Source organism: Sinorhizobium fredii USDA 205, from assembly GCF_001461695.1.
Taxonomy (GTDB): Bacteria; Pseudomonadota; Alphaproteobacteria; order Rhizobiales; family Rhizobiaceae; genus Sinorhizobium; species Sinorhizobium fredii.
Genome location: NZ_AUTC01000199.1, coordinates 104,444 through 121,466, shown reverse-complemented (window position 1 = coordinate 121,466; position 17,023 = coordinate 104,444). Strand labels below are relative to the sequence as shown.

The 17,023-nt window shown below is 61.9% G+C and carries 17 protein-coding genes; 8 read left to right on the top strand and 9 right to left on the bottom strand.

All coding sequences use genetic code 11. The features are described from left to right. Window positions 1-108: 108 nt before the first annotated feature. Together cysE and N181_RS29395 are read right to left on the bottom strand one after the other, a co-directional pair. Window positions 109-936 carry a serine O-acetyltransferase gene (gene cysE, locus N181_RS29400; RefSeq protein WP_037393467.1) on the bottom strand — a complete coding sequence of 276 codons (828 nt, stop codon included), beginning with the start codon at window positions 934-936 and terminating at the stop codon, window positions 109-111. Between the two features lie 112 nt (window positions 937-1,048). Then, window positions 1,049-1,834 carry an alpha/beta fold hydrolase gene (locus N181_RS29395; protein WP_014328180.1) on the bottom strand — a complete coding sequence of 262 codons (786 nt, stop codon included), beginning with the start codon at window positions 1,832-1,834 and terminating at the stop codon, window positions 1,049-1,051. A gap of 175 nt (window positions 1,835-2,009) precedes the next feature. Between N181_RS29395 and N181_RS29390 the strand changes: the two genes are divergently transcribed. Both N181_RS29390 and N181_RS29385 read left to right on the top strand, forming a co-directional pair. Then, entirely contained in the window at window positions 2,010-2,255 is a 246-nt protein-coding gene (locus N181_RS29390) for a zinc-finger domain-containing protein (protein ID WP_037393469.1), read from the top strand. A 28-nt stretch (window positions 2,256-2,283) separates the two neighbouring features. Further along, window positions 2,284-3,465 (top strand): FAD-dependent monooxygenase, encoded by a 1,182-nt coding sequence (locus N181_RS29385; RefSeq protein WP_014328178.1) that lies wholly within the window; start codon window positions 2,284-2,286, stop codon window positions 3,463-3,465. A 50-nt stretch (window positions 3,466-3,515) separates the two neighbouring features. On the opposite strand, the gene N181_RS29380 is transcribed toward N181_RS29385, so the two are convergent. Continuing rightward, on the bottom strand, window positions 3,516-4,703 hold the full coding sequence (locus N181_RS29380; RefSeq protein WP_037393472.1) for a cystathionine beta-lyase: 1,188 nt from the start codon (window positions 4,701-4,703) through the stop codon (window positions 3,516-3,518). 340 nt (window positions 4,704-5,043) lie between these two features. On the opposite strand from N181_RS29380, the gene N181_RS29375 reads away from it, so the two are divergent. The 4 genes from N181_RS29375 (at window position 5,044) to N181_RS29360 (ending at window position 9,315) form a co-directional block, all read left to right on the top strand. Next, entirely contained in the window at window positions 5,044-6,069 is a 1,026-nt protein-coding gene (locus tag N181_RS29375; protein ID WP_014328176.1) for an amino acid ABC transporter substrate-binding protein, read from the top strand. Window positions 6,070-6,169: 100 nt separating this feature from the next. Further along, window positions 6,170-7,363 carry an amino acid ABC transporter permease gene (locus N181_RS29370; RefSeq protein WP_014328175.1) on the top strand — a complete coding sequence of 398 codons (1,194 nt, stop codon included), beginning with the start codon at window positions 6,170-6,172 and terminating at the stop codon, window positions 7,361-7,363. Window positions 7,364-7,367: 4 nt separating this feature from the next. Next, complete coding sequence (locus tag N181_RS29365; RefSeq protein ID WP_014328174.1) at window positions 7,368-8,522, top strand: amino acid ABC transporter permease; 1,155 nt, start codon at window positions 7,368-7,370, stop codon at window positions 8,520-8,522. A gap of 13 nt (window positions 8,523-8,535) precedes the next feature. Beyond that, window positions 8,536-9,315 carry an amino acid ABC transporter ATP-binding protein gene (locus N181_RS29360; RefSeq protein WP_014328173.1) on the top strand — a complete coding sequence of 260 codons (780 nt, stop codon included), beginning with the start codon at window positions 8,536-8,538 and terminating at the stop codon, window positions 9,313-9,315. A 137-nt stretch (window positions 9,316-9,452) separates the two neighbouring features. On the opposite strand, the gene N181_RS29355 is transcribed toward N181_RS29360, so the two are convergent. After that, window positions 9,453-10,346 (bottom strand): dihydrodipicolinate synthase family protein, encoded by an 894-nt coding sequence (locus N181_RS29355; RefSeq protein ID WP_014328172.1) that lies wholly within the window; start codon window positions 10,344-10,346, stop codon window positions 9,453-9,455. Window positions 10,347-10,437: 91 nt separating this feature from the next. On the opposite strand from N181_RS29355, the gene N181_RS29350 reads away from it, so the two are divergent. After that, window positions 10,438-11,055 carry a GntR family transcriptional regulator gene (locus tag N181_RS29350; protein WP_014328171.1) on the top strand — a complete coding sequence of 206 codons (618 nt, stop codon included), beginning with the start codon at window positions 10,438-10,440 and terminating at the stop codon, window positions 11,053-11,055. Between the two features lie 191 nt (window positions 11,056-11,246). Here N181_RS29350 and N181_RS29345 read toward each other — a convergent pair whose 3' ends face one another. From N181_RS29345 to cysG, 5 genes are all read right to left on the bottom strand, one after another. Next, window positions 11,247-12,059 carry a ferredoxin--NADP reductase gene (locus N181_RS29345; protein WP_037393477.1) on the bottom strand — a complete coding sequence of 271 codons (813 nt, stop codon included), beginning with the start codon at window positions 12,057-12,059 and terminating at the stop codon, window positions 11,247-11,249. 147 nt (window positions 12,060-12,206) lie between these two features. Next, on the bottom strand, window positions 12,207-12,704 hold the full coding sequence (locus tag N181_RS29340; RefSeq protein WP_014328169.1) for a DUF934 domain-containing protein: 498 nt from the start codon (window positions 12,702-12,704) through the stop codon (window positions 12,207-12,209). Between the two features lie 26 nt (window positions 12,705-12,730). Beyond that, window positions 12,731-14,401 (bottom strand): nitrite/sulfite reductase, encoded by a 1,671-nt coding sequence (locus N181_RS29335; protein WP_014328168.1) that lies wholly within the window; start codon window positions 14,399-14,401, stop codon window positions 12,731-12,733. 14 nt (window positions 14,402-14,415) lie between these two features. Continuing rightward, window positions 14,416-14,733 (bottom strand): DUF2849 domain-containing protein, encoded by a 318-nt coding sequence (locus N181_RS29330; RefSeq protein ID WP_014328167.1) that lies wholly within the window; start codon window positions 14,731-14,733, stop codon window positions 14,416-14,418. A 10-nt stretch (window positions 14,734-14,743) separates the two neighbouring features. Further along, window positions 14,744-16,204 carry a siroheme synthase CysG gene (gene cysG / locus N181_RS29325; RefSeq protein ID WP_060564113.1) on the bottom strand — a complete coding sequence of 487 codons (1,461 nt, stop codon included), beginning with the start codon at window positions 16,202-16,204 and terminating at the stop codon, window positions 14,744-14,746. A 228-nt stretch (window positions 16,205-16,432) separates the two neighbouring features. Here cysG and N181_RS29320 point away from each other — a divergent pair, with 228 nt between their 5' ends. Continuing rightward, window positions 16,433-17,020, top strand: a complete 588-nt coding sequence (locus tag N181_RS29320; RefSeq protein ID WP_014328165.1) for a deaminase — start codon at window positions 16,433-16,435, stop codon at window positions 17,018-17,020. The last annotated feature ends 3 nt before the right edge of the window (window positions 17,021-17,023 follow it).

The window sequence follows — 17,023 nt, the reverse complement described above, 5'->3', positions numbered from 1 at the left end:
GTTGCCAAGTGTAAACCCACACCCAACCCGGCACTCATGAAGAAGATCGCGAATAGCCGTAACGCATTGGAATGTCGCAAAGATTTTTCCGGCTCGTGCCCCTCGGCGTCAGATATCGAAACTCGCCAGGATCTGGTCCATCTGCCGCGACGGCTCGGAACATCCAGCCTCGCCGACCACCTTGGCCGGAACGCCGGCCACCGTCGTCTTCGGCGGAACCGCCTTCAGCACGACCGATCCGGCCGCCACCCGCGAGCAATGGCCGATATGGATATTGCCGAGGATTTTCGCCCCGGCGCCGATCAGCACGCCGTCGCCGATCTTCGGGTGTCGGTCGCTGCCCTCCTTGCCGGTGCCGCCAAGCGTCACGCCGTGCAGGATCGATACATTGTCGCCGATCACCGCCGTTTCGCCGACGACGAGGCCCGTCGCGTGGTCGAGGAAGATGCCCCGTCCGACACGTGCGGCCGGATTGATGTCGGTCTGGAAGACGCTCGAGGAGCGGCTCTGGAGATAGAGGGCGAAATCCTTCCGCCCACGGTTCCACAGCCAATGGGCGAGCCGGTGCGTCTGGATGGCATGGAAGCCCTTGAAATACAGCACCGGCTCAAGGAACCGCGTGCAAGCCGGATCGCGGTCGTAGACAGCCTGGATGTCGACGCGCAGGATCGTGCTCCATTCAGGCCAATCCTCGAGCATTTCCAGGAAGGTCTGGTGGAGCAGATTTGCCTGCAGGTCGGGATGGTCGAGCCGCTCGCAAATCCGGTAGACCACGCTCTCTTCCAGCGAATGCTGGTTGACCACCGTCGAATAAAGAAAGGCGGCAAGCATCGGATCGCGCTCGGCGGCCAGGCGCGCCTCTTCACGCAGGCTGTCCCAGATGGGGTCGACCGCTTTCAGCGGTTCCGTGTGGCGAAGTTCGGTCTTGGCGACCATAGTCGCGCTCCTTCCTGGTCAATCCGTGGCCTGCGCTGCCCCATATATAGGGCAATTCCCGAACGACATAAATGGGCTCGCAGCGTTTCAATCGGCGGTCGCTTCGAGCCAGCTACGCCCGACTGACCTCGCCGAGAAACTCGAGGACCGCCTTCTTGAAGACGCGGTCGCCGACCGCCAGCATATGATCACGGCCCGGAATATCCAATGCCCTGGCCTGCGGCATCAGAGCGGCAAGCTCCTGCGCGGATCCGGCGACGTCATCCTTCGTGCCGACCCCGATCAGAACGGGCACATCGATCCGCCCGACATCCTCGACGGAGAGCAGGTCTCGCGAGGTCGAGATACAGGCGGCAAGCGCCTGACGGTCGCTTTTCGTCTGGTCGGCAAAGGCGCGGAACATGCGGCCGCGCGCATGCGTCACGTCTTCGAGCGACGGCGCCAGCAGCGCTTCGGCAATCGGATCCCAATCCCCCACCCCGGTCACCATGCCTATCCCCAGACCGCCGAACACGAGCGAGCGGACGCGATGCGGGTGATGCAAGGCCAGAAATGCCGAAACGCGCGCGCCCATCGAATAGCCCATGATATGCGCGTCGCCGATGCCAAGATGGACGAGAAGGGCGGCCGCGTCGCCGGCCATCTGGTGGGGATGGTAGACTGCCGCGTCATAAGGCTTGCTGCTTGCGCCGTGACCGCGGTTATCGAACGCGATGACCCGGTAGCCGGCGTCGCCGAGCGTCTTCAGCCAGCCCGTATAGACCCAGTTGACGTTGGCGCTCGAGGCGAATCCGTGAATGAGCAGGACCGGGTCTCCGGACGGGTCACCTTCGTCGAAATAGGCGATTTCCAGACCGTCATGCGTGAAGCGCGAGAATGGCGGAGGGTTCAAATCCATGGTTTTCCCAGACATCATCTGTTTTGGCCGCAAACTAGGCGGGATTGGTATGGTCGGAAACCCCCCGCCGGCCCAAAAACCACAAGCGCTTCATGATTGCTGCTACACATTTGTCCCAAAGCTCACTATGGTGCCGGCAAAATCGACACCAGACTTGCATTCATCGGAGTACGACATGGCCGGCCACAGCATCCCCCATTTCCAGAATGACGGCGGGCACCGGGTCATCGAGATCGGCGTCAAGGAATTCATGTGCACCGGCGCATCCGTTCCCTTCGACCACCCCCACATCTTCATCGACATGGGCGACGACAACGAGAAGGTCTGCTCCTATTGCTCGACGCTCTATCGCTACAATGCGAACCTGAAGGCGACCGAAACGGTTCCGCCGGGCTGTCTCTTCGAGACCAAGGCTGCCTGACCAATCCACATCCGCTGGTGCGACGTCGATGCAACAGGCTGATCCGGTCGCCATCGTCGGCGCCGGCATTGCCGGACTGACGATGGCGCTGTGCCTTGCACGGCACGGGATTCTTGCAGATATTTTCGAGCAGGCGGACGCCTTGGACGAAGTGGGCGCGGGGCTGCAAGTGTCGCCGAACGCCTCGCGCATCCTGATGGAACTCGGCCTCCTCCCTGCCCTTGAGGACGTGTGGAGCGAACCAGACTCGATCGCGCTTGTCGACGGACGCACGCTGCGATCGCTCGCCGACGTGCCGGCTGGTCCCGCGGCGCGCAGCCGTTGGGCAGCCCCCTACGGGGTGCTGCATCGCGCCAGTCTGCAGAAAATCCTTCAGGACGCCGTGCAGTCGGAGCCACGCTGCCGCCTTCATCTGGGAACCCGAATTGCCGGTGATCCGGCCGCTGCGGTCGCTGCAGCGGCGGGACGCCGTCCTTCCGTGGTCATCGGCGCCGACGGCCTCTGGTCGCAGGCAAGAGCCGCGATCGCCGGGGCCGGCACCGTCCGGTTCTCGGGCAATATCGCCTGGCGGCTGTTGCTGCCGCGCGCCGAAGCGTCCGGCTGCCTTTCGGCAGATAGCGTCACGGCCTTCCTTGGAACGAAGGCGCACCTGGTCGCCTACCCGCTCCGCGAAATCGATGGCTTCAATCTCGTCGCCATCGTTGGCGGCAAGCCGGCCGGGACAGCCTGGACAGGGCAAGACTCGGAGGAACGACGACGCGAATTTGCCGTTGCTTTCGAGGCCTGGCACCCGGATTTGCGTTTAATGATCGAAAGCGCCGCATCAGCCACCTACTGGCCCTTGTGCACCGTCGACGAGGGGGCTTGGCACAATGGACGGGACCTTGTTGTCATCGGCGATGCCGCCCATGCAATGACGCCCTTTGCTGCTCAGGGTGCCGCGATGGCAATCGAGGATGCCAGCGAACTGGCGTGTTGTCTTGCCGAATGCGTCGACGCTCCGGCCGCGTTCGTGCGTTACGAGCAGGCGCGCCGGGCTCGGATTTCCCGGGTGCGTAAACGCGCGGCCTTCAACCGTTTCGCCTATCACGCCCGTGGGCCGGTGCGGGTCGCGCGAAACCTCGTCCTCGCGGTGAGGGGGCCGACAGCGCTCGCGGCCGATCTCGATTGGCTCTATGGATACGGCGCCTCGGGCCGCCAGAAGGCATAGGTGGCAGGCGGAACACGTTTTCCGCCTGTGCCGCACCGCCTCTTCATCACTCAGACGGCATTGGCTGCAGCAAGTCCCGCTTCGATGTCGCGTCGCAGATCGGCGACATCTTCAAGGCCGATCTGCAGCCGGATGACCGGGCCCCCGGACGGAGCCTTGGCGACCTTGCGATCGGAGAGGTTCACATGGAGCGCGAGGCTCTCGAAGCCGCCCCAGGAATAGCCAAGACCGAAGAACGACAGCGCATCGAGGAAGGCATGCGCCTTCGCCTTGCTTGTTTCCGGCTCGGCCTTCAGGACAAATGAGAAAATGCCGCTCGCCCCGCCAAAGTCGCGCTTCCAGAGCTCGTGCCCGGGGAAGCTCGGCAGAGCCGGATGCAGCACCCTCGCCACCTCTTCGCGGCTTTCGAGCCAGCGGGCGAGCGCCAGCGCGCTTTCCTGGTGGCGCTCGAGGCGAATGCCCATGGTCCTGAGGCCACGCAGGATCTGGTAGCTGTCGTCCGGCGAGACGCAGACGCCGAGCGTCACCATCGCCTCGGTCAAGGCCGGCCAATGCGCCGCGTTGGCGGAAACGGTCCCAAGCAGTACGTCCGAGTGGCCGGACGGATATTTGGTCGCCGCGTGGATGGACACGTCGACGCCGTGGTCGAGCGGACGGAAGTAGAGCGGCGTTGCCCAGGTATTGTCCATGGTGACGACACAGCCGTGGCGGTGGCCGGCATCGGCAATCGCCCGGATATCCTGCATCTCGAATGTGTTCGAGCCCGGCGCCTCTGTGTGCACCAGCCGCGTGTTCGGCCTGATCAGGCTCTCGATGGCAGCACCGATCATCGGATCGTAGTATTCGACCGTGACGCCCAGTCGGGTCAGCATCGTGTCGCAGAAATGCCGGGTCGGGAAATACACCGAATCGACGATCAGAGCGTGGTCACCGGAGGAAAGATAGGTGAGAAAGGGCACCGTGACCGCGGCAAGCCCCGAAGGGACGAGAATCGTTCCGGCCGCTCCCTCGAGTTCGTTGATTGCATCGCAGAGCGCATCGGTCGTCGGCGTGCCGCGCGTGCCATAGGTGTATTTCTGCGCCCGCGTTTCCATTGCCTTGGCGTTCGGGAAAAGCACGGTGGACGCGTGGACCACCGGCGGATTGACGAATCCATGGAAGTCGGAAGGATTATTGCCGGTGTGCGCGAGGCGGGTGTTGATGCCGATCTCGCCACGCGCGCTCATTTTGTCTGCCATTTTAACGAATCCGCCGTTGAAAACTCGATGGAAACTCATCGAACGCGGCACGGGTGGGGTCAAGGAAAAATTCAGCGCCGAGGCGTTAAGCTCTTAGATGCGCGCATCTGGCGGTTTTTTATCCAGAAGTGGACGATTTCCAGCAGAATCTGCTTAAAGTTCTGGCGAATTTTCAGTTTTTCACATCGAAAATCAGAAAATCAGCAACATCACTTGACCCTCATGGATTTTGAGCATGAGATAGATTGCACTCATGCCAGGAGGGTGGCTGAGGCTGCACGCGCCGACAGAACGCACGGTGCAGACGGGAACTTACGAACAACCGAAAAGGTTCAAAAAAATGGCAAGAAGAATTCTGACAGCTCTTTTTGGCGCTGCTGTCATGGGGATTGGCGCGCATGCGGCATCGGCTGCTACCCTTGACGACGTGAAGGCCAAGGGCTTTGTCCAGTGCGGCGTGAACACCGGTCTCGCCGGTTTCGCAGCCCCTGACGCTTCGGGCAATTGGAGCGGTTTCGACGTCGACTATTGCAAGGCGATCGCTGCAGCAGTTTTCGGCGATGCGACGAAGGTGAAGTATACGCCGACCTCCGCGAAGGAGCGTTTCCCGGCGCTGCAGTCCGGCGAGGTCGACGTGCTCGCCCGCAACACGACCTGGACAATCAACCGCGACACGGCGCTCGGCTTCAACTTCCGCCCGGTCAACTACTATGACGGCCAGGGCTTCATGGTTCGCAAGAGCCTCAACGTGAAGTCCGCGCTCGAACTCTCCGGCGCAGCCGTCTGCGTCCAGACCGGCACGACCACCGAGCTGAACCTCGCCGACTACTTCAAGACCAACAACCTGCAGTACAACCCGGTCGTCTTCGAGAAGCTCGAGGAAGTGAACGCCGCCTACGACGCAGGCCGTTGCGACGTCTACACCACCGACCAGTCCGGCCTGTACTCCCTGCGCCTCACCCTCTCGAAGCCGGATGATCACATGATCCTGCCGGAGATCATCTCGAAGGAGCCGCTTGGACCGGCCGTGCGCCAGGGCGACGACCAGTGGTTCGATATCGTCACCTGGGTTCACTATGCCCTGATCCAGGCCGAGGACTTCGGCGTCACCCAGGCAAATGTCGAAGAGATGAAGAAGTCGGCCAACCCTGACGTCCAGCGATTCCTTGGTGTCGAAGCCGACAGCAAGATCGGTACGGACCTGGGCCTGACCAATGAATGGGCCGTCAACATCATCAAGGCCGTCGGCAACTACGGCGAAGTCTTCGACCGCAACATCGGAGCTGGCAGCCCGCTGAAGATCGAGCGCGGCCTGAACGCGCTTTGGAGCAAGGGCGGCATCCAGTACGCACCGCCGGTCCGCTAAAGGCTGGTCGGCTTGAGAGTCTCGGAGGAGCGGCACGCCGCTCCTCCGTTCTACAATAAGAACGCCCGAAAACAGGGCGGATCGGGGAAAGAGGCATTGTATGGCCATTGGCGTTACAGGCACGCCTGAGAAGCGCAAATCCTCGGGATCTATCATCAACGATCCTCAGGTGCGCGGTATATTCTACCAGGCAATCACCATCATCATTCTCGCGGTTCTCGTCTACTGGACCGTCCAAAACACGGTCGAGAACTTGCAGCGCGCGAACATCGCATCCGGCTATGGCTTTTTGAACGGCCGGGCGGGGTTCGATCTCGGACAATCACTGATCGCTTTCACGAGCGATTCCACTTACGGCCGCGCTCTGGTCGTCGGTTTCGTCAACACACTGCTGGTGGCGATCACCGGCATCATCACGGCAACGATCATCGGCTTCATTGTCGGCGTTGGACGTCTGTCGCACAACTGGATCATCGCCAAGCTCTCGCTCGCCTATGTCGAGGTGTTCCGCAACATTCCACCGCTGCTGGTCATTTTCTTCTGGTATAGCGGCGTTCTGGCGATCTTGCCCCAGGCGCGTGAGGCGCTCGCCCTACCTTTCGATATCTATGTGAGCAATCGCGGCGTTGCCTTCCCGAGAGCCATCTTCGGAGAGGGTTCGCAATACACACTGTTCGCCTTGATCATCGCCGTCGTCGCGAGCTTCGTTTTCGCCCGCTATGCGCGGCAACGGCAGGAGGCAACCGGTCAGCGACTGCCCGTTTTGTCGATCGTGCTCGGCTTGCTCATCGGTCTGCCGCTGATAACGTTCCTGGCGACCGGCGCTCCGCTGACATTCGACATTCCTGTCGCCGGCAAGTTCAATCTTACGGGCGGTTCGGTCGTCGGACCGGAATTCATGTCGCTCTTCCTCGCGCTGTCTTTCTATACTGCGGCCTTCATCGCGGAAATCGTCCGGGCGGGCATCCGGGGCGTTTCGAAGGGGCAGACGGAAGCCGCTCACGCACTTGGCATACGCCCAAGGCTGACGACCCGCCTGGTCGTCGTTCCGCAGGCAATGCGCATCATCATCCCGCCATTGACCAGCCAGTACCTCAACCTCACCAAGAACTCATCGCTCGCGGTGGCCGTCGGCTATGCGGATCTCGTCGCCGTCGGCGGCACGATCCTCAACCAGACCGGACAAGCGATCGAAGTCGTCAGCATCTGGCTCATCGTCTATCTCAGCCTGAGCCTTGCAACCTCGCTGTTCATGAACTGGTACAACGCCCGCATGGCGCTGGTGGAGAGGTGAGAACATGAGCACGCATCAGGCAAGTTTCGTTCGTGCTTCGATGATCGAAGCCTCACCTGCCCCCGCGCTGGAAGCTGGCATCGTCCGATGGCTGCGCAAGAATCTCTTCGCCACGCCGAAGGACAGCGTCCTGACGATCATCAGCCTGCTCATCCTGGCATGGCTGGTGCCACCCGCGATCCAGTGGCTTTTCGTCGACGCGGCGTGGACGGGCGGCGGTCGCGGCGTCTGCGCCACCCTCTCCCAGGGCGGCTCGCAACCGGAAGGCTGGAGCGGCGCCTGCTGGGCTTTCGTCAATGCAAAGCTCGGGCAGTTCGTCTTTGGCCGCTATCCGCTCGAGGAGCAGTGGCGCCCCGCTCTCGTCGGCATCCTTTTCGTCCTGTTCCTCGTTCCGATGTTGATCCCCAAGATTCCTTACAAGGGGTTGAACGCGGTTCTGTTGCTGGCGGTCCTGCCGATCATCGCCACGACCCTGCTTCCCGGCGGTTGGCTCGGCCTTCCTTATGTCGAGACGGCGCTTTGGGGCGGTCTCATGGTCACCCTGGTCCTCTCGTTCGTCGGGATCGCTGTTTCGCTGCCGCTCGGCATTCTGCTGGCGCTCGGCCGGCGGTCCGACATGCCGGTGATCAAGATGCTCTGCACGGTCTTCATCGAGATGGTGCGCGGCGTCCCGCTGATCACGGTTCTGTTCATGGCGAGCGTCATGCTGCCGCTGTTCCTGCCGCAGGGCGTCACCTTCGACAAATTCCTGCGGGCGTTGATCGGTGTGTCGTTCTTTGCGTCCGCCTACATGGCGGAGGTCGTGCGCGGCGGCCTGCAGGCCATTCCGAAGGGCCAATATGAAGGCGCGGATTCGCTAGGCCTCAGCTACTGGCAGAAGATGAACCTCATCATCCTGCCGCAGGCGCTGAAGCTGGTGATTCCCGGCATCGTCAACACCTTCATCGGCCTGTTCAAGGACACGTCGCTCGTTTCGATCATCGGCATGTTCGATCTGCTCGGCATTGTCCGCCTGAACTTTAGCGACGCGAACTGGGCTTCCGCCGTAACGCCGTTGACGGGCCTGATCTTCGCGGGTTTCATATTCTGGCTTTTCTGCTTCGGCATGTCGCGCTACTCAGGGTTCATGGAACGCCTGCTCGACAAGAGCCACCGATAAAAGGGGAAAACATATGGCAAACACTGCCACCGCTACAAAAAAAATGGCCATCTCGACGACGGATGTCGCGATTGAAATCACCAATATGAACAAGTGGTATGGTGACTTTCACGTGCTGCGCGACATCAATCTCAAGGTGATGCGCGGCGAGCGCATCGTCATCGCCGGCCCGTCGGGCTCCGGCAAATCGACGATGATCCGCTGCATCAACCGGCTCGAGGAGCACCAGAAGGGCAAGATCGTCGTCGACGGCATCGAGCTTACCAACGATCTGAAGAAGATCGACGAAGTGCGCCGCGAGGTCGGCATGGTGTTCCAGCACTTCAACCTCTTCCCGCACCTGACCATCCTCGAAAACTGCACGCTTGCGCCGATCTGGGTGCGCAAGATGCCGAAGAAGCAGGCCGAGGAAGTCGCGATGCATTTCCTCAAGCGCGTCAAGATCCCCGAGCAGGCACTCAAATATCCGGGCCAGCTCTCGGGCGGCCAGCAGCAGCGCGTCGCGATTGCCCGTTCGCTTTGCATGAACCCGAAGATCATGCTTTTCGACGAGCCGACGTCGGCGCTCGACCCGGAAATGATCAAGGAAGTGCTCGACACGATGGTCGGTCTCGCCGAGGAAGGCATGACGATGCTGTGCGTGACGCACGAGATGGGCTTTGCACGCCAGGTCGCCAACCGCGTCATCTTCATGGACCAGGGGCAGATCGTCGAGCAGAACTCGCCGGCCGAATTCTTCGACAATCCGCAGCACGAACGCACCAAGCTGTTCCTGAGCCAGATCCTGCACTGATTTCGGACGTAGGCTCCGACGCAAAATGGCCCGCCTCGATAGGCGGGCCATTTCGTTTCGAGGCTTGCGTCTACCCCTCCCCCTAACCTTCTCCCCGCAGCCGGACGAGGTGCCGACGCTGCAACTATAAATCCAGCTCAGAAAGCCGGCAGCGTCGGGCGCTTTGCGAGCGCGGCTTCGATAATGCCCTGGACCCGATGACGTTCGGCGCCGACGAGCGGCAGACGCGGCGCGCGGACGCGATCATTGGAATCGATCGCGGAGACTTCCGCGAGCTTGATGTTCTGGACGAGGTTGGTGGAGACGTCGAGATCGAGCAGCGGACGGAACCAGCGGTAGATCGCCCTCGCCTCTTCCAGACGTCCGGCCTGGACCAGCTTCCAGATCGCAACCGTCTCCTTCGGGAAGGCGACGACAAGGCCGGCGACCCAGCCATGGGCGCCCATCAGCAGGCTTTCGAGCGCCAGGTTGTCGACGCCGGTGAAGCAGTCGAAACGCTCGCCGAAGCGGGTCAGAACCTCGGTGACGCGGCGGATATCGTCGGTCGATTCCTTCATCGCGACGACAAGCTCGTTCCTGGCCAGTTCGTCGAACATCGAAAGCGTCACGTCGACGCCGTAGGCGACCGGGTTGTTGTAGACCATGATCGGCAGGCCACCAGCGGCAGCGACCGCCTGAACGTGGGCGAGTGTCTCTGTCGGCGCCGATTTGTAAGGGACGCCCGGCAGAACCATAAAACCGTCGGCGCCGGCCTTGGCGGCGGCCCTCGCCGCCGCCTCACCGCGGCGCGTGGCACTTTCGCATATGGTCATCAGCACCGGCTTGCCACCAGCGACCGACTTGGCGATCTTGAGGATCTCGATCTTTTCATCCGCCTCCAGCGTCATGTTCTCGCCGAGCGAACCGCAGACGATCATGCCGTCGACGCCTGCCTCGAACTGCAGCGCGAAGCAGCGCTCCATCTCGGCCTTGTCGAGATCGCCCTCAGTCGTGAATTTCGTCGTTACTGCCGGAAATACGCCGCGCCACATGGCAAGCCTCCTTGGTTCTGATATATCAGCTTACTTGCCATGATTTCCGAACTGTGTCAATCTCTGATATATCACAAACGCAAGGACGTTCATGTCATCGCAGTCACAGGCCCACCGCGCCTATCTGGCGCTCGAACGCCTCGTCGTCACCTTGAAGCTGAAGCCGGGAACGCTCGTCACCGAACGGCAGTTGCTGGAACTCGCCAATCATGGGCGCACGCCGGTCCGCGAGGCGATCCAGAAACTCGCCTGGCAGGGGCTGATCGAGGTTCGCCCGCGGGTCGGCTTGCAAATCAGCATTATCCGGCCGGACGATCGGATCCATGTGATGGAGACGCGCCAACAGCTCGAGCCGCTGGCGGCGGCGCTTGTAGCGGAGCATGCAAGCACCGAGACCCGCCAAGTGATGAGCGACTGCAGGCAGATGATGCAGGACTGCGCCGGTCGCGGCGATCTGGAGGGCTTCCTGGTCGCAGACAAGATGTTCGACGAGGTGATGGAAGAGGCCTGCCCGAACCGATTCCTGACGGCGGCACTGGCACCACTCCAGACCCATGCACGCCGCATCTGGTTCGCATCCGCATCGCCGGAAAAGATGAAAGGCTCGGTGGAGCGCCACGTCAAGGTTATGCGCGCGATCGAGGCGGCCGACTCTGCCGGCGCTGCCGCTTCGATGTCGCAGCTAATGGACTATCTTGCGGACGGGTAGCGTTCGTCTCCCTACAGCGCCGCGCGCCTTATCAGGCGCGCAAAGGTCGCTGTAGCACTTTGAATTGCTGCATGTCTTTGTCCTTAGATCGAGGTCGATCTAAGGAGACATGCAGTAGCACGGCCGGCAAATGAAAAAGAGGCGCATCGCAGGATGCACCTCCTCTTCCGATCAGATTGACGGCTACCGTATCAGCCGACGAAAGCGCGCTCGATGACGAATTCGGCCGGCTTGTTGTTGGCGCCTTCGGTGAGGCCCGCTGCCTCGAGGATTTCCTTGGTGTCCTTCAGCATGGCCGTCGAGCCGCAGATCATGCCGCGGTCAATCGCCGGGTCGAGCGGCGGCAGGCCGAGGTCGGCGAAGAACTTGCCGTTCGTCATCAGGTCGGTGATCCGGCCCTTGAAGGGATAATCCTCGCGCGTCACGGTCGCATAGTGGCGCAGCTTGTCGCCGACGATCTCGTTCAAAAACTCGTGATTGCGGATTTCCTCGACGAGATCGAAGCCGTACTTCAGTTCGGCCACATCGCGGCAGGTATGGGTGAGGATGACCTCCTCGAACTTCTCGTAGGTCTCCGGATCGCGCATCAGGCTCGCAAAGGGAGCAATGCCGGTGCCAGTCGAGAACATGTAGAGCCTGCGGCCGGGCACGAGCGCATCGAGCACCAGTGTGCCCGTCGGCTTCTTGCGCATCAGCACCTGGTCGCCCGGCCTGATACCTTGCAGATGCGAGGTCAGCGGGCCGTCCGGCACCTTGATCGAGAAGAACTCCAGTTCCTCGTCCCAGGCGGGGCTTGCGATCGAATAGGCACGATAGACCGGCTTGTCGCCGACCATCAGGCCGATCATCGCGAACTCGCCGGAGCGGAAGCGGAACTCCTGCGGGCGCGTCATGCGAAAGCGGAAGAGCCGGTCCGTGTAGTGTTCGACGCTCGTGACCGTTTCGGCAAAGACACCCGCCGGTGCCTGTACTGCGAAATCTTCCTTTTTTGCCGGCGCATTCATCGTGGCTTCAGTCCTGTAATAGTGAGGCTTTTTATCAACTACGAGCGGATATTCCAAACCCTGGCACATTGAAAGGAATTCCCTTCCAAATATAGGCTCTTTCTGGGATTTCGGCTTGCTTCACTCTGTCGCGGGCCGCGTTTTTTTTTAAAAAACACGGCGCCAGCTGTAGGATTTGGCGTCCGTCGACGGTTTTGCCGTCGGCTGATAGTGGTTGGCGATGCCCGGCAGGCGCCCTTCCGAGAGCCTCTTGATTGCCGTCGCATTCGTCACTGCGAAACTGTCGATGCCACAACGCAGCATCAGCGGGATCTGGTCGATCAACACATCGCCTACCGCGCGGACTTCGCCTTCGAAGCCGAGCCGGCTGCGCAGGAGCGAAGCGTGGCTGAAGGCGCGCCCGTCGTTAAAGGCGGGGAAGGCCAAGGCTACCAGGGCAATGCGGTCGAGATGCGGCGCCAAGCGCGTCACGTCGTCCGCAGGGGCGATCAGGACACCAAGACCGGAAGCACCGCCTGCCGCCTGCTCCAGGAAGGCGTCGAGGCCGAGGATCGCCTTCTCGTTCGAACCGGCCTTCACCTCCTCGGTTTCGACGACCCACGGGTCATCATTCACGAAGCCGCCTTCTTTCCAGATTTTTGTCATCTTCTCAAATCCTTATGCGGCTTTGTTCACGCAGCTTCCTGGGCGCCGCCGTAGAGGGCATCCTTGAAAGGCTGCGGCCCGACCCGGCGATAGGCTTCGAGGAAGGTTTCCGACTTGTCGCGGCGCAGGCCGAGATAGGTGTCGACGATCGTCTCCACCGCATCCGTCACCTTCTCGGGCTCGAAGCCGCGGCCGATGATCTCGCCGATCGAGGTGTTCTCGTCACCGGAGCCGCCGAGCGTGATCTGATAGAGTTCCGCGCCCTTCTTCTCCACGCCCAAGAGGCCGATATGGCCGACATGGTGGTGCCCGCAAGCGTTGATGCAGCCGGAAATCTTGATCTTCAGCTCGCCGATTTCGGCCTGCCGCTCGAACGAGCCGAAGCGGTTGGAAATCTCCTGCGCAACGGGGATCGAGCGCGCATTGGCAAGCGCGCAGTAGTCGAGGCCGGGACAGGCAATGATGTCGGTGATCAGTCCGGCATTGGCGGTGGCGAGGCCTGAGGCGACCAGCGCCCGGTAGAGCGGCTCGAGGTCAGCCAGCGCCACATGCGGCAGGATCAGGTTCTGCTCGTGGCTGACGCGGATCTCGTCGAAGGCATATTCCTCGGCGATATCCGCCACGAGATCCATCTGGCTGTCGGTCGCGTCGCCCGGAATGCCGCCAATCGGCTTCAGCGAAATCGTCACCATGCCATAGTCGGGATGCTTGTGAGGCTGGACGTTCTGGTGGACCCACTGAGCGAAGCCCTCGTCGGCCTTCTTCCAGCGGGCAAGATTGCCCCAGCCTTCCGCACGGTTCGGCAGTTCCGGCGGCGCGAAATAGGATGCGATCGCCTGGATGTCGGCGTCGGGCAGCTTCAGTTCGGTATCCTTGAGGCTGGCGAATTCGACCTCGACCTGACGCGCCAGTTCCTCCGCACCGGTCTCGTGCACGAGGATCTTGATACGTGCCTTGTACTTGTTGTCGCGACGGCCATGGAGGTTGTAAACGCGCATGATCGCCGTCGTGTAGGAAAGCAGATCCTCTTCCGGCAGGAAGTCGCGGATCTTCTTGGCGATCATCGGCGTGCGGCCCTGCCCGCCGCCGACATAGACGGCAAAGCCGAGCTTGCCGCTCTCGTCCTTTTTCAGATGCAGGCCGATGTCATGCACCTGGATGGCGGCGCGGTCGCGTTCGGCACCGGTAACGGCGATCTTGAACTTGCGCGGCAGGAACGAGAATTCCGGATGGACGCTCGACCATTGCCTAAGGATTTCCGCATAGGGGCGCGGATCGGCGACCTCGTCGGCCGCGGCACCGGCGAAATGGTCGGCCGTGACGTTGCGAATGCAGTTGCCCGACGTCTGCAGCGCGTGCATCTCGACGCTCGCCAGGTCGTTCAGGATGTCCGGCGTGTCGGAAAGGGCTGGCCAGTTGTACTGGATGTTCTGGCGGGTGGTGAAATGCCCGTAGCCGCGGTCGTATTTGCGGGCGATATGGGCGAGCATGCGCATCTGGCGGCTCGACAGCGTGCCATAGGGAATGGCGACGCGGAGCATGTAGGCGTGAAGCTGCAGATAGACGCCGTTCATCAGCCGCAGCGGCTTGAAGGCATCCTCGGCCAGCTCACCAGACAGCCGCCGCTGGACCTGATCGCGGAACTGCTCGACGCGTGCGGATACGAAGGCGTGGTCGAATTCGTCGTAACGGTACATGGAAGCTCAGGTCCTCAGGCAGCAAAGTTCTTGGGGCCGGAAAGGCCGTGATAACCGGGGGCATAGGCGATCGACGGGCCTTCCGCCCGGATCCGCTCGCGCATGCGAAGCGGCCGGAGTATGCCGTCTACCTCTTCCACGTCAACGACATTGACGTCGACGACCTTGTTGTCGGCGAAGGCGGTCTTGCCGGTTGCCTCGAGGGCGGCGACAGCCTCGGCATGCCGGGCGATGAAGGCGTCCTGCAGCGACTCCACCCAATTGCCGGAAGCGTCGAGCCAGACGGAAATGCCGTCCGCCAAGCGATTCGCCGTCAAAACCTTGCTCACCATCACGTCGTCCTCAATTCAAAATCTGTTCGGCGCGTTTGGCGCCGGAAGTATCACTTGCATCGGCATTGTGACGCCGGCCGGCAGCGAGCGGCTCCGAGCGGTCGAAATTCGCGCCGGCGACCGCGTCGCCGATGATCACCATGACCGGGCCGTCGAGCTCCGTCCTGTTCTCGAGATCCGGCAGTTCACGAAGGATCCCGTGCAGCAGACGCCGCTCGGCGCGGCTGGCATTCTCGATGACGGCGACGGTCGTCTCTGCCGGCAGTCCGGCCTGCATCAGCCGGGCGGCAACCGAAGCGGCCACCGTGCGGCCCATATAGACCGCAATCGTCGCGCCGGAAACGGCAAGCCGCGCCCAATCGGGAAGCACGTCACCGGCAAGATCATGACCGGTCGTGAAGACCAGAGACGACGCAACACCGCGAAGCGTCAGCGGCAGCTCGAAATCCGCCGCCGCGGCAAAGGCCGAGGTGATGCCGGGGACGATTTCGTAGGTCACGCCGGCCTCACGAAGGGCGGCCATCTCCTCACCAGCGCGGCCGAAGATCAGCGGATCGCCGGACTTCAACCGCACGACGCGCTTGCCTTCCTTGGCGAGCTTCACCAGAAGATAGTTGATCTCGTCCTGCGATTTGGTGTGGCAGCCCTTGCGCTTGCCGACCGAAAGCCGCTCGGCATCGCGGCGGCCCATGTCGACGATCGCCTGAGGGACAAGCGCATCATAAACGATGGCATCCGCCTCCATCATCACCCGCTGCGCCCTGAGCGTCAGCAGATCCTCGGCCCCCGGACCCGCACCGACCAGCCAGACATGCCCGGAAACGCGGTCGGCCGCATCCAGGAGGCGGGAGGCTTCGCGACGGGCGGAAGCAAGATCGCCGAGGGCCACATGATCGGCCACCGGACCCGAAAAGAAGCGCCGCCAGAAGACACGGCGTGCCACGCCGCGCGGAACAAGGCGATCGACGGCTTCTCGGTAGCTTGCAGCCAAGGTCGCGACGATGCCGAGCGAGGGCGACAGCAACTGATCGATCTGCGCGCGGATCATCTGCGCCAGAACGGGCCCCGCCCCTTCCGTGCCGATCGATACGGCGACCGGGGCGCGATTGACGAGCGCCGGCGTCAGGAAATCGCAAAAGTCCGGCTGGTCGACGGCGTTTGCAGGGATCCTCCGCTCGCGTGCCGCAGCGACGATCACCCGATCGGCGGCCGCATCGCCGGTGGCGGCAAAGACCAGTACGGCGCCTTCGACCTGATAATCGGCAAAGGCTTCGCGAACCGTCTCGATTCCCCTTTCCTTCAGGAACGCCTCGAAGGCCGGCTCCGGTTGATCCGCATAAGCGAGGATGTGCGCCTCGGTGTTCAGTAGCAGCCGCACCTTGGCGTAGGCCTCGTCCCCATTGCCGAATATCGCCACGCGCTTCTGCGCGACGCGAAAGAATGCCGGAAAAACGGACAGTTGCTGCGACATATCGAGGGGGCGGCTCCTTCTACAGGCTGCGGCGAATATCCCTCATAGCCGCAGACAATTGAAGAAACAGAAATTTCTATGGCTTTCCGGCCACGTATTGTTTTGCTCGACAGCCAATCTTTTTGAGCAAATATCTCCGGACGATGATCACCAACCGCATCGGAACCGGCATTGCGCCAACCGCCGAACCTCCGTTAAATGCCGGCAGACATGTGCGGAGACTGCAGCATGAAGCAATCCGAATTGGCAGAGCGCCTGCTGGCGGTCATCGAGAACGACATACTTCCCTTGACCGAAAAGGGTGTGGCGGCCGGCAACAAGGTGTTCGGTGCCGCGATCCTGCGCAAGTCCGATCTCTCGCTGGTGCTGGCCGAGACCAACAACGAGACCGAAAATCCGCTGTGGCATGGTGAAGTCCACACGCTGAAGCGCTTCTACGAGATGGCGGAGAAGCCCGACACGCGCGACCTGGTCTTCCTGTCGACGCACGAGCCCTGCTCCATGTGCCTCTCCGCGATCACCTGGGCCGGCTTCGACAATTTCTACTACCTCTTCAGCCACGAGGATTCGCGCGACAGCTTCTCGATCCCGCACGACCTGAAGATCCTCAAGGAGGTCTTCCGGCTTGAACCCGGCGGCTATGCCCAGGAAAATACGTTCTGGAAATCGGCCTCGATTGCGGCGCTGATGCGCGATGCCGATCCGGAAACGGCGAAGCGGCTCGCGGCACAGGACACCCGCATCCGCGAACGCTACAACCGCCTGTCGGAAGCCTATCAGGCGGGCAAGGACAACAACGCCATACCGCTGAATTGAGTC